General features: G+C 65.1%; 8 protein-coding genes and 1 CRISPR repeat array (1 of these 9 cut by a window edge). Of the genes, 1 reads left to right on the top strand and 7 read right to left on the bottom strand.

Annotated elements, in window-relative coordinates:
• Positions 1-3724: direct repeats of the CRISPR family, unit length 29 nt; unit sequence GTGCTCCCCGCGCTAGCGGGGATGAGCCC; it reaches 3200 nt to the left of the window's first position.
• A gap of 300 nt (positions 3725-4024) precedes the next feature.
• Positions 4025-4237 (top strand): hypothetical protein, encoded by a 213-nt coding sequence (locus C3E79_RS11435; protein ID WP_146183390.1) that lies wholly within the window; start codon positions 4025-4027, stop codon positions 4235-4237.
• 176 nt (positions 4238-4413) lie between these two features.
• On the opposite strand, the gene C3E79_RS09925 is transcribed toward C3E79_RS11435, so the two are convergent.
• The 7 genes from C3E79_RS09925 to C3E79_RS09895 all read right to left on the bottom strand — a co-directional run bounded on the left by C3E79_RS09925 (position 4414) and on the right by C3E79_RS09895 (position 12174).
• The gene (locus C3E79_RS09925) at positions 4414-5022 is read right to left on the bottom strand and encodes a hypothetical protein (protein WP_146183389.1); all 609 of its coding nucleotides are present in this window, start codon (positions 5020-5022) and stop codon (positions 4414-4416) included.
• Positions 5019-5426: a hypothetical protein gene (locus C3E79_RS09920; protein WP_146183388.1), complete on the bottom strand. Its 408-nt coding sequence runs from the start codon at positions 5424-5426 to the stop codon at positions 5019-5021. The genes C3E79_RS09925 and C3E79_RS09920 overlap by 4 nt, the downstream gene beginning before the upstream one ends.
• Positions 5427-5575: 149 nt before the next feature.
• Positions 5576-6505 carry a 3-hydroxyacyl-CoA dehydrogenase gene (locus tag C3E79_RS09915; protein WP_108404756.1) on the bottom strand — a complete coding sequence of 310 codons (930 nt, stop codon included), beginning with the start codon at positions 6503-6505 and terminating at the stop codon, positions 5576-5578.
• A 17-nt stretch (positions 6506-6522) separates the two neighbouring features.
• Positions 6523-7845 (bottom strand): pyridoxal phosphate-dependent aminotransferase, encoded by a 1323-nt coding sequence (locus C3E79_RS09910; protein ID WP_235840626.1) that lies wholly within the window; start codon positions 7843-7845, stop codon positions 6523-6525.
• Positions 7846-7866: 21 nt separating this feature from the next.
• On the bottom strand, positions 7867-8487 hold the full coding sequence (locus C3E79_RS09905) for a DUF1707 SHOCT-like domain-containing protein (RefSeq protein ID WP_108404755.1): 621 nt from the start codon (positions 8485-8487) through the stop codon (positions 7867-7869).
• Between the two features lie 18 nt (positions 8488-8505).
• Positions 8506-10458 (bottom strand): ABC transporter ATP-binding protein, encoded by a 1953-nt coding sequence (locus C3E79_RS09900; RefSeq protein WP_108404754.1) that lies wholly within the window; start codon positions 10456-10458, stop codon positions 8506-8508.
• Positions 10459-12174, bottom strand: a complete 1716-nt coding sequence (locus C3E79_RS09895) for an ABC transporter ATP-binding protein (protein WP_108404753.1) — start codon at positions 12172-12174, stop codon at positions 10459-10461.
• Positions 12175-12639 lie beyond the last annotated feature (465 nt).

Below are 12639 nucleotides of genomic sequence, written 5' to 3'. Positions count from 1 at the left end.
CCCGCAGCCGCGTTCTTCGAGGCCAAAGCGGAAGAGTGCTCCCCGCGCTAGCGGGGATGAGCCCCGAGACCATCGGGGAGCACGGCGAATACGAGGGTGCTCCCCGCGCTAGCGGGGATGAGCCTGTCATGGATCGAGCGTGATTTCTGCCAGCTGGGTGCTCCCCGCGCTAGCGGGGATGAGCCCCTGTGTGCCCGCATTTTACGCTACGAGTCCTCGTGCTCCCCGCGCTAGCGGGGATGAGCCCGTGCCCGCCCTTGATGGAGTAGACGTAGTCTTGTGCTCCCCGCGCTAGCGGGGATGAGCCCTGTGGCGGAGCGTGAGTAGCATCCCACCTTGGGTGCTCCCCGCGCTAGCGGGGATGAGCCCATGACGTAGAACGCGTGCCCGCCGGTCGTGAAGTGCTCCCCGCGCTAGCGGGGATGAGCCCGAAGCCGCGGCAGTAGCACTCGACGCGGCAGCGTGCTCCCCGCGCTAGCGGGGATGAGCCCAAAAACATGAACGCGACCACGTGCAATTACAGGTGCTCCCCGCGCTAGCGGGGATGAGCCCCCGAACACCGTGTACCTGGTGACGGGGTGATGGTGCTCCCCGCGCTAGCGGGGATGAGCCTCCCGGGTGAGCTGATTGATCGCGGCTTGCAGGGTGCTCCCCGCGCTAGCGGGGATGAGCCCCATCGGCGAGGCTTTCATCATGGAAATCATGGGTGCTCCCCGCGCTAGCGGGGATGAGCCCGTGACGCTGATCCTGGTCCTTCATTTCCATTAGTGCTCCCCGCGCTAGCGGGGATGAGCCCAAGGAGTGGTCACAGACCCGTTTGGCACAGCAGTGCTCCCCGCGCTAGCGGGGATGAGCCCCTACCAGCCTTGGAAACCCCCACGAGGGAGGCGTGCTCCCCGCGCTAGCGGGGATGAGCCCACGTCCGACGTGCTGACCTTGCCGTCCAGCGCGTGCTCCCCGCGCTAGCGGGGATGAGCCCGCATCCAACAGCGCATCATGCGCCGCAATCCGGTGCTCCCCGCGCTAGCGGGGATGAGCCCTTGGTGGCCTGGTGAGGGAAAGTCAGGTCGGAGTGCTCCCCGCGCTAGCGGGGATGAGCCCCACTACCGGCGACTTGATGAACCGCACACTTAGTGCTCCCCGCGCTAGCGGGGATGAGCCCAACGCGCGATAGAACAACTGTTCTATAGACGTGTGCTCCCCGCGCTAGCGGGGATGAGCCCTACATCCACCAGGTTGTTCGACCCGCTCTAAAGTGCTCCCCGCGCTAGCGGGGATGAGCCCGCACAGACTCTGCGTGAGGTGATGGGGAGTACGTGCTCCCCGCGCTAGCGGGGATGAGCCGGTGGCGAGCGAATCACGGAAACGAAAAATCTGGGTGCTCCCCGCGCTAGCGGGGATGAGCCCCTACAGCCTCTACAGCTGCCCCGAGCTAGATGGTGCTCCCCGCGCTAGCGGGGATGAGCCCATTACACACCAGCCCGTAATTACGCAACTGTGGTGCTCCCCGCGCTAGCGGGGATGAGCCCCATCATGACCCACATGCCCAGCCCTCACGCGAGTGCTCCCCGCGCTAGCGGGGATGAGCCAGCCTCATCAACCCCGAAAAGAAGATCACGAACGTGCTCCCCGCGCTAGCGGGGATGAGCCCGGCAAGGTCGTTTTCCACCAGTTCAAGAACGGGTGCTCCCCGCGCTAGCGGGGATGAGCCCGAGCAGAGCGACGGAGGCGTAGCCGACTGCGGTGCTCCCCGCGCTAGCGGGGATGAGCCCAATCTGCTCGGCCCCTGGGTCTCACTCCACAAGTGCTCCCCGCGCTAGCGGGGATGAGCCCAGTCACCGCGATTGACAAGCTAGACCAGCGGAGTGCTCCCCGCGCTAGCGGGGATGAGCCCGCGGTAGAGGAACTCTTCGAGAGTGCCCCCGCGTGCTCCCCGCGCTAGCGGGGATGAGCCCACGTCAAGAAGCGTTTCGCCAGTGTGGGCGTTGTGCTCCCCGCGCTAGCGGGGATGAGCCCGTGCCGTAGACACTCATGTAGAACTAACCGTAGTGCTCCCCGCGCTAGCGGGGATGAGCCCCATCGAGCTCACGCTCCAGCACGACAATCTGCGTGCTCCCCGCGCTAGCGGGGATGAGCCCATGCATAAATGCATTGGTCAACGCTGGCACGGGTGCTCCCCGCGCTAGCGGGGATGAGCCCCCGATGGAATTGGCTTCCATCCACAACGTGCTGTGCTCCCCGCGCTAGCGGGGATGAGCCCTGGCAGGAGGTGGTGGAATGAGCACCCACATCGTGCTCCCCGCGCTAGCGGGGATGAGCCCCCGAGCACCTGTTCGGCGTGTGGGCGAAACACGTGCTCCCCGCGCTAGCGGGGATGAGCCCATGCGCGCATCGTCGGCGGCATTTTCGATCCCGTGCTCCCCGCGCTAGCGGGGATGAGCCCGGACCTCGTGCGGTGGCTTGCGGCGCACGAGTGTGCTCCCCGCGCTAGCGGGGATGAGCCCAGAATCGAATGTGTCAGATTTAAGACCGCTGTGTGCTCCCCGCGCTAGCGGGGATGAGCCCAGACTCGGCACTATCGTGCTCGCGGTAGTCGGGTGCTCCCCGCGCTAGCGGGGATGAGCCCTTTGACGCCGGCATAGGTGAGCAGCGCGCCCAGTGCTCCCCGCGCTAGCGGGGATGAGCCCGGCACCATTGGTGCGTGAGAGTGCTGTCGTCGGTGCTCCCCGCGCTAGCGGGGATGAGCCCCTTGAGGAGCTGATGGGTCTCACGATCCCGCGGTGCTCCCCGCGCTAGCGGGGATGAGCCCATTAAGAAATGGCTTACCAAAGTCGAGTCCTAGTGCTCCCCGCGCTAGCGGGGATGAGCCCGCCATGGCATGCGCAGCCCAATGCTCCGCAGTGTGCTCCCCGCGCTAGCGGGGATGAGCCCATGTCGGTGACCAGCTGGCAGAAGTCACGCTCGTGCTCCCCGCGCTAGCGGGGATGAGCCCCGGGCCACGAATGTTGTGGGTAGCACGAGGTGGTGCTCCCCGCGCTAGCGGGGATGAGCCCGGGCTTGCCACTGTCCGAGGTGTCGGTTGATGGTGCTCCCCGCGCTAGCGGGGATGAGCCCAATTCGCGCCATGTTGTCCGGTTTTCGATACTGTGCTCCCCGCGCTAGCGGGGATGAGCCCGGCATGGGCGAGGATGACACACTCGCAGACCTGTGCTCCCCGCGCTAGCGGGGATGTGCCCGCTCCCATCGCCGGGGATGTGCTCGCCTGTCTGTGCTCCCCGCGCTAGCGGGGATGAGCCCGAAAGGTAGGCTAAACAATGTCCCAAATCACCGTGCTCCCCGCGCTAGCGGGGATGAGCCCCTGGCTTGAAACGGGCGAAACCCCCGCCGAGGGTGCTCCCCGCGCTAGCGGGGATGTGCCCGCTCCCATCGCCGGGGATGTGCTCGCCTGTCTGTGCTCCCCGCGCTAGCGGGGATGAGTCCGGATCATGCCCGCCGCCAAGATCGGAAAGCGCGTGCTCCCCGCGCTAGCGGGGATGAGCCCTAGTGTTAGTGGTGTCAGCAAGGAAGACACAGGTGTTCCCCGCGCTAGCGGGGATGAGCCCGAGCGAGGAATGCTCGAGGGAACCCACCCCGAGTGCTCCCCGCGCTAGCGGGGATGAGCCCCAATGTGGAGCGCATCGAAAAATACTCCAAATGTGCTCCCCGCGCTAGCGGGGATGAGCCCACCAGCCAGGTCACGAACGTGAGCTTCATGTTGTGCTCCCCGCGCTAGCGGGGTGAGCCCGCGGCAGTAGCGTCCGGGACGACTAGCTGAATGTGCTCCCCGCGCTAGCAGGGATGAGCCCCACGCACACATCACCCTCCTGGGCGGGCAGGGGTGCTCCCCGCGCTAGCAGGGATGAGCCCGCGCCCACCCCATATGTGCCTGCACCGCGCCCAGTGCTCCCATTCATCCCCTAGGAAGTACCTGCCCAGCCCTAATGCACCGGACCAAATACCCTCCTGCGACGGTAAAATCGCCACCGTGAACTACACCGTGGAAGTCAATAGGGAAGACGATGTCTGGCATGCGACAGTGCTGGAGCTCGAAGGCGTCCATATGTTCGCGGAGACTTATTGTGCTCTGGAGGGGCATGTTCGTGAAGTAATTGCCCTCGCCCAAGACCTCCCCGCCGGAGAAGAATCTGCGTTTGAACTCAACTGGGTATTGGGCGGTGCATTGGAGTCGCGGAGCTGAGAATAGTAGGGCGCGTTTCGGCGGTCCGCGCTAGTCGCCCCTCTGCGCTGTCTCCACCCGATCCTCGCCCAGCAAGCGGAACCCCACCTCTCCCGCTAGCGCTCCGCACGAACATTGCGCGGCAGACGTCCCGCAGCAGCAACCCCCCCCAAAAAAATCCCCCGCACTACACCTCTTTAGACCGGCGCGACGTTTTCCTGCAGTTCCTGCTTCACCCGCTCGGAGTAGGGGCGGGGCTTGTGCGGGCGTTCGGGGTGGGCGTGGCGGCGTGCGTAGCGACGCTTCTCCACCTGCACCCCGAGTACGAGGCAGATGAGGCCGACGATGAGCCAGCCGATGAGGATGGCCACGTAGGGGGCGATGGAGAGGTGCGGGAAGTAGGCGATGTTGCGGGTGGATTCGATGAACCCGGCGCCGATCCAGAAGTTGTGGAGGAAGCCGAAGAAGGGGTATTGCACCTCCGGGTTGAAGGCGCCGCCCGCGGTAGTGAAGTTCAGGCCCACGAACATGCTGGCGTAGGTCAGCGAGCTAAACCGCCCGAGGATCGGGTGCAGGCCAACGCCCAGGAACAGGATGGCCGCGCAGTAGAGCAGCGAGAGCGCCCACGTGGAGAGGATCTGGCCCGCGAACATGCCGAAGAATAAGTGGGCGGTGGCCATGAACACGGTAGAGATGACGACGGCGGCCGCCGCGGCGATGGCGACGCGCACGCGGAAGCGGTGGTGGGCACCGGCGGCGCCGATAGCGATGGCGGTGGCGTAGGAGCCGACAGACATCGCGATCATGTAGAAGAAGATGTTCTGCCCCACGGGTCGTCGGCGTCGACAGGCACGACGTCCTCGATCGCGAGCCGCACCTCCTGGGCCTGGGTGAGGCGCTGGAATATGGTCACCACGGTCTCGGCTGTGGTGACCGAGGAACCCGAGGCGATCAACAGGTCGGCGTGGTCGGCTCCGTCTAGCCCGGCGGGGACGAAGGCGCCGGCGATTTCCCGGTTGGCCAGGAGGTCCGTCGCCTCCTCGCGGGTTGCCACGGTGCTCACGTTGATGCTCTCGCCCAGCGAAGAGGTGAGCGCTTGCTCGACGGGCGCGGCGGCCGCGGGGTTGTCGGCGATGATGGCTAGGTCGAGGTCGTGGGGGCGTGGGTTGTGGAAGCCGCCGAGGTAGAACAGCAGCATAAGGAACGCCATCAGAACAGTTAGGATGACGTGTTCGAGAATCGGGCGGACGTTTCTCCTGTAGGAAGACACAATTATACCGCAAAAAGTAGCGCGGTGAATAAGCAAGCACATCCCAGGGCGGATGCCCGCCCTGGGATGCTTGAAAAGCGCGGTCTATCCTACCCCACGGGCGGGTAGTTCTTCTTGGCGGCCTCCGAAAGACCAGTTGGGTTGCCGTTTTCGTCGTAGACGTAGAAGCCCTCACCGGATTCCTTGCCGATGTGCCCTTTGTCCATGAAATCTTCCTTCAGGCGGCGGTTGAACTCCGCGGCCAGCGGGTCGCCGGTCTCGGCGCGGTTTTTGGTGATGCCGTAGACCACGCCGAAGCCGGTGCGGTCCTGGGCGAGGAAGGGGCTGAGCTGAGAGGATCCGGCGATCATCGCTGCGACTTTGTCGATGGTCTCGATGTCGGCCACGCCCCTGACCCACAGGTCGCGTGCCTGGTCGACCCAGGTGGAGTAGAGGGAGTTGATGATGTACTTCGGCTGCTCGCGGTTCAGCCGGATCGGTTGCATGCCCATTTCGGGAGCGAACTCGACGATCTGATCCACGACCGCGGGGTCGGTGTCGTCAGTAGGCATGACCTCGACGATGTTGGCGATGTGGATGTCGTTGGCGAAGTGGTAGGCGAGGAACTTCTCTGGGCGTCCGGTTGAGTCCTTGAAAGAGCTCGGCAGCAGGGTGGAGGTGTTGGTGAGAACGATCGTGTGCGCGGGCAGGAACTCGGCGAGCTTGGAGTAGGTTTCGCGTTTGATCTCGAGGTTCTCCGGCACGGCCTCGATGATGATGTCGGCGTCTTTTGCGGCCTCTTCAAGGGATGTGGTGAGCTTTACCGCGGCAGCTGTGGCCTTGGCCTTGTCTTCTGAGACGTCGTCAAGATCGCGCACGTACTTGCCCGCGATGGTTTCGAGGCGCCCCTTGGCGGCCTCGATGGCGTCATCGTTGATGTCGTAGGAGGTGGTGTTGAAGCCGTAGAAGGCCAGGCGGTAGGCGATTTGGGCGCCGAGGTTGCCGGCGCCGAGCACGGAGACATTTTTCACATCAGTCATGTGAGCGAGCCTACTCCTTAATGTTGGTGGTAGTCGGCAAGGAAGTTGCCCAGGCGCTCGATCGCGTTTTCCAGCTGGGAGGCCCAAGGCAGTGTGACCACGCGGAAGTGGTCGGGGGTGGGGTAGTTAAAGCCCGTGCCCTGCACCATGAGGATTTTCTCCGACTTGAGCAGGTCGAGCATGAAGCGTTCGTCGTCGTGGATGTGGTACATCTCGGTGTCGATCTTGGGGAAGCAGTAGAGCGCCCCCTTCGGCTCGACGACGCTCACCCCGGGGATCTCACGGAGTTTGCGCACTGCCGTATCGCGCTGCTCACGCAGACGCCCGCCCTCGCCGGTGAGCTGGTAAATCGACTGCCGGCCGCCGAGCGCGACCTGGATCGCGTGCTGGCCGGGCACGTTGGCGCACAGCCGGGTACCGGCGAGCAGGTTGAGGCCCTCGATGAACCCGGTGGCGCGGCGGCGCGGCCCGGTGATGATCATCCAGCCGGCGCGGTAGCCGGCAACTCGGTAGGCCTTGGATAGTCCGTTGAATGTGACGGTAATCAGGTCGGGGGCGACCTCCGCCATGGAGATGTGGGTGGCGTCGTCGTAGAGGATGCGGTCGTAGATTTCGTCGGCAAGCACCATGAGCTCGTGCTCGCGGGCGATATCGGCGATGCCTTCGAGGACCTCGCGGGAGTAGACGGCGCCGGTGGGGTTGTTCGGGTTGATCACGACGATCGCCTTGGTGCGGCTCGTGACCTTGGCGCGGATGTCTTCCAGCGACGGGTTCCAGTTGTCTTCCTCGTCGCAGAGGTAGTGCACGACCTTACCGCCGGCGAGCGTGGAGGCCGCCGTCCACAGTGGGTAGTCGGGGGCGGGGATGAGGATCTCGTCGCCGTCGTTCAGCAGGGCCTGGGTGACCATGCTGATGAGCTCGGAGACGCCGTTGCCGAGGTAGACGTCGTCGATGTCGAAGGACGGGAAGTCCTCGATGACCTCGTAGCGGGTCACAATCGCGCGGCGCGCGGGAACGATGCCCTTCGAGGTGGTGTAGCCCTGCGAGGTCGGCAGCGCGGCAATCATGTCGCGCATGATCACATCGGGGGCCTCGAAGCCGAAGATCGCCGGGTTCCCGGTGTTGAGCTTCAAGATGGTATGCCCATCGCGCTCCATCTCCTCCGCGGTGGTGCTCACCGGCCCGCGGATGTCGTAGAAGACGTTTTTGAGCTTCTCCGCCTCGTCGAAGTGGCGGTGCTTGCGCAAGGGCGTTTCGCGTGGCGATGCCCCCTTCACCGCCTCCTCCACAACCTCGTTGGCCGGATACGACGTCTCCTCGTGTGACTCTTTCTTGCCCATGCGGCCTTATCTTACCGGCTTTTACTTGCCCCGGAGCCGCTTGACGGTGTGGTGGGCGGCGCTTAAGGCGTCGTCAGTCAGCGCGCTGAGCTGCTGCTTGCGCGCCGCCTTCCGCAGGGCCTCTTCGTGCGCGCGGGCGGATTCGATCTCGAGCTGACGGATGCGCACGAGCTCGCGGCGCCGGCGCTCGAGCTGGCGCACGCTCGGGGTGTACCAGGAATCCGGCCCGACCTTCATCATGTAGAGCAGGACGAAGAGCGTGGGGATGAGCAAAAAGAGCAAATACCCCAGCCCGCTGCCCGTAGCCACGGCCAGCGCCGGGGCGCCCGCGAGCGCGCCGAGGGTACCGAGCCAGAACACCCCGGCCCGCATCTTCTGCCCGTCGCGCCGGGCGGCTGAGATCTCGCCCGCGCCGTAGAGCGTGACCTCCCCGCCCGCAGGGGAGTAGGCAGTCGGGGCCTGCGGGATGTCGGAGAAGATCGGCTCTAGGTCCGCCTGGAACTCGGCGGCCGCGACGCGCCGGGCGCGCTCGTCGAACTCGGTCACCGTCAGCCGACCCTCGCCGAGAGCGGTGCTCAGCGCTCCCATCGCGTCGTTTCGTTCGTTGTCGCTTAAGCGAAATCTGCCGTAAGGGGTGCTCACACCGGTTGATCTTAGCCGCTAGGCGTCCTCGCTGAACTGCGATTGGTTCAGCCGCCAATACGCCCCGCGCGCGGCGAGCAGCTCGGCGTGGGTGCCCTGCTCGACGATGCGGCCGTGCTCCATGACGATAATGAGGTCCGCGCCGCGGATGGTGGAGAGGCGGTGCGCGATGACGAAGGAGGTTCGGTTGTGCCGCAGCGCGTTCATCGCCTCCTGCACGGCCAGCTCCGTGCGCGTATCCACGCTCGAGGTTGCCTCGTCGAGGATGAGGATCGCGGGCTGCGACAGAAACGCCCGGGCGATCGTGATGAGCTGGCGCTCGCCGGCGGAGATCGCCCCGGATTCCTGGTCGATGACGGTGTGGTAGCCCTCGGGCAGCGCGTGGACGAAGCGGTCGACGTACGTCGCCTTCGCCGCGGCGATGACCTCCTCGTCGGTCGCGTCGAGGCGGCCGTAGCGGATGTTGTCCATGATCGTGCCCTCGAAGAGCACCGCGTCTTGGAGCACCATGCCCACGCTGCCGCGCAGCTGCGCCCGCGTCATCTCGCGGGTGTCCACGCCGTCGATGCGGATAGATCCGGCGTCGATGTCGTAGAAGCGCATGATGAGGTTCACCAGCGTCGTCTTGCCCGCCCCCGTCGGGCCCACGATCGCGGCGGTGCGGCCCGGCTCGACGCGCAGGCTCAGGTCCTGAATCAGCGGGGTCTCCGGGTCGTAGGAGAAGGAGACTCGGTCGAACTCGACGAGGCCGGTGGTGCGGCCCGTCTCTGCGGCGGCGGGATCCGGCGTTTCCTCCTGCGCGTCTAAGAACTCGAAGATGCGCTCGGCCGAGGCCACGCCGGACTGCAGCATCTGCGCCATCCCCGCGATCTCGCCGAGCGGCTGGTTGAACTGGCGGGAGTATTGGATAAACGCTGTGGCGTCGCCAAGCGTCATGTGCCCGGAGGCCACCTTCAGGCCGCCGAAGACCGCGATGGCGACATACGAGAGGTAGGAGACGAACTGCATGATGGGAAACATCGAGTTCGAGAGGAACTGGGCGCGCGAGGCGGCGTCGTAGAGCGCCTCGTTGCGCTCGTCGAAGGTCTCCGCGAGCTCGTCCGTGCGCCCGAAGATCAAGGCGAGCTCGTGGCCCGAAAACGCCTCCTCGACGTGGCCGTTGAGCTCGCCGGTGGCCTTCCACTGGGCCGTGAACTGCTTCTGCGAGCGGGTGCCGATGAGCCCCATGACCACCCCCGTCAGCGGGATGGCCACGAGCGCGAGCAGGGCGAGCTGCCAGGAGATCGCGAACATCATCACGATGATGCCGGCGACCATGAGGATCGAGCCGAGCAGCTGGGCGAGCGCCTGCTGCAGGGCCTGCTGCACGTTATCGACGTCGTTGGTGGTGCGCGAGAGCAGATCGCCGCGCTGGCGCGAGTCGAAGTAGTTCAGCGGCAGCCGGTTGATCTTGCGCTCGACGTCCGCGCGCAGCCCGAAGACCGTCGCCATGGTCACGCGGTTGAGGATGGCGCCTTGCGCCCACATGAGCAGCGAGGAGACGGCAAAGAGCGCGACAGCGAGGGTGATGAAGCTGCCGAGGCGCTCGAAGTCGATGCCGTGGCCGGGATTGAGCTCCATCGCGGCGGCCATGTCCGCGAATCGGTCCTGGCCGCTTTCGCGCAGGCCCTCGATGACCTGTTCCTGCGACGCCCCGGGCGGGAGCTGGCGCGAGATCACCCCGCTGAAAATCACGTCCATCGCGTGCCCGAGCACGCGCGGGGCGTAGACCGCGAGGACGACCGAGCCGATGTTCATCGCGATGACGGCGGCGAGCTTTACCCTGTGCGGGGCGAGCAGGCCGATGAGGCGCTTGGCGCTCGGCCAGAAGTGCTTGGCCTGGCGCGGTGCCTTACCAGAGAAGTCGTCGCCGGCGACGCGGGCCTCGAGCTCGGCGAGCTCGTCATCGCTAAGGCGCGTTGTATCGGTCATCTAGGCCTCCACCATTTCCTGGGAGCGGACGATGTCTTGGTAGGTCTCGTTGGTCTCCAGCAGCTCGGCGTGCGTGCCCAGGCCGACGACCTCGCCGGCCTCCATGACGATGATCTGGTCCGCGTGCTCGATCGAGGCGACGCGCTGGGCGACGATGATCGTCGTGGCGTCACGCGTGTAGGCCTGCATGGCCTCGCGGACCTTCGCGTCGGTGATGGCATCGAGGGCGGAGAAGGAGTCGTCGAAAAGAAAGACCTTGGGCCGCGCGAGCAGCATCCTCGCTATCGACAGGCGCTGGCGCTGCCCGCCCGAGACGTTGGTGCCGCCCTGGGAGATCGGCATATCGAGGGATCCGACAAAGCCCGCCTGCGCGGTGTGCAGCGCCTCCCACATCTCCTCCTCGGTCGCATCGAGCTTGGCCATGCGCAGGTTGGATTCCACGGTGCCGGAGAACAGGTAGGGCTTTTGCGGGACCATGGAGACCCGCTCGACGATGTCCTTTCTCGGCATCGCGGCAACGTCGACGCCGTCGATGAGCACCTCGCCCTCGTCGGCTGCGTGCAGGCGGGGAATGAGCGAGATCAGCGTCGTCTTGCCCGACCCGGTCGCGCCGATAATCGCGGTCGTCGTGCCCGGCCGCGCGGTAAACGTCACGCCCTTGAGCACGGGCTCTTCCGCGCCGGGGTAGGTGTAGGAGACGTTTTTCAGCTCGACGAGGCCTTCGCTTATCGACGCCCCATCCGCCGCCTCCGGCTCCCTCATCGACGACTCGTGGTCAAGCAGCTCGGCGATGCGCCGGGCGCAGACCACCGCGCGCGGCAGCATCATCGCCATGAAGGTACCCATCATCACCGCCATGAGGATCTGCATGAGGTACTGCATAAACGCGGTGAGCGAGCCGACCTCGACCTCGCCGGCATCCACTCGGTGACCGCCGAACCACAGCACCGCCGCGGTAGCGACGTTGAGGATGAGCATGATGACGGGGAAGAGCAAAACGAAGATCCGCCCGATATTGAGCGAGACTTTAGTGATGTCGATGTTCGCGGCGGCGAAGCGCTCGGTTTCGAACTCCTCGCGGCCGAACGCGCGCACCACGCGGATGCCGGTGACCTGCTCGCGCACCACCCCGTTGATCCTGTCCAGCTTGGACTGCATCGATTGGAACATCGGCATGAGCAGGGAGATCATGATGCCCACGGCGACGGCGAGGACGGCAACCGCCGCGACGACGAGCCAGCTCATGCCCGGGTCCTGGCGGATGGCCATGAAGATCCCGCCGATGGCCATGATGGGGGCGGCGACCATGAAGTTGAGGAAGAGCAGGTAGACCATCTGCACCTGCTGGACGTCGTTGGTGCCGCGCGTGATCAGCGTCGGGGTGCCAAAATGGCCAAGATCCTCCGCGGAGAAACCGCTGACGTGGCGGTAGACCCGGCCCCGCAGGTCGCGGCCGATACCCATCGCGGTGCGGGAGGCGAAAAACACCGCGCCCACCGCGGCGATGACCTGGACGAACGCGACGGCAAGCATGACTAAGCCGACGCGCCAGATGTAGGGGACGTCGGCTTGCGCGACACCGTTGTTGATGATGTCGGCGTTGAGGTCGGGCAGGTACAAGGTTGCCAGGGTGGTGATGAGCTGGAGCCCCACGACTGCGGCGATGTAGCCCGCGTAGGGCCGAGAGGCGCGGGCGAGGATTCTGACGAGGTCCACTAATAACCTTTCAGCAATGTTTACCGATGGCTGTTGAGTATATCTGAGGTACACTAGGTTTGTCCCGCCTGGCAGGTGGGAAATGTGAACCCTGCCGAAAAAGTGTGATCACGATGTTAAGGACCGCATCGTCCGTCTCATGGAGGATTGCCTCCTGGCCGAGGATATTTCGACGCAAGAAGCGTGCGAAATTGGGATATCCGAATTGGGCGTTTCGTGGCACACAGCCCGACAATGGAGACATACTGCTCGCCGTGAAGGACGCGTTTTAGAGCGTATGACGGAGGACCGTGAAGGCAAAAACGCCAGGCCACGGTGGGCAAACCAGGAGCAACGTGACACAAACGGGTTGTTGAAAGCTCCTCCAGCTTTCTCGCCCCGGAACTCGGCCCGCAACGTTAAGAAATGATTCGGTTCATCGATGAATGGCGGGATTGTCTCACCGTCGAGTTCCGGACAATCGTC

The organism is Corynebacterium liangguodongii (assembly GCF_003070865.1).
GTDB classification, from domain to species: Bacteria; Actinomycetota; Actinomycetes; order Mycobacteriales; family Mycobacteriaceae; genus Corynebacterium; species Corynebacterium liangguodongii.
This window is presented reverse-complemented; position numbering and strand designations above follow the sequence as displayed.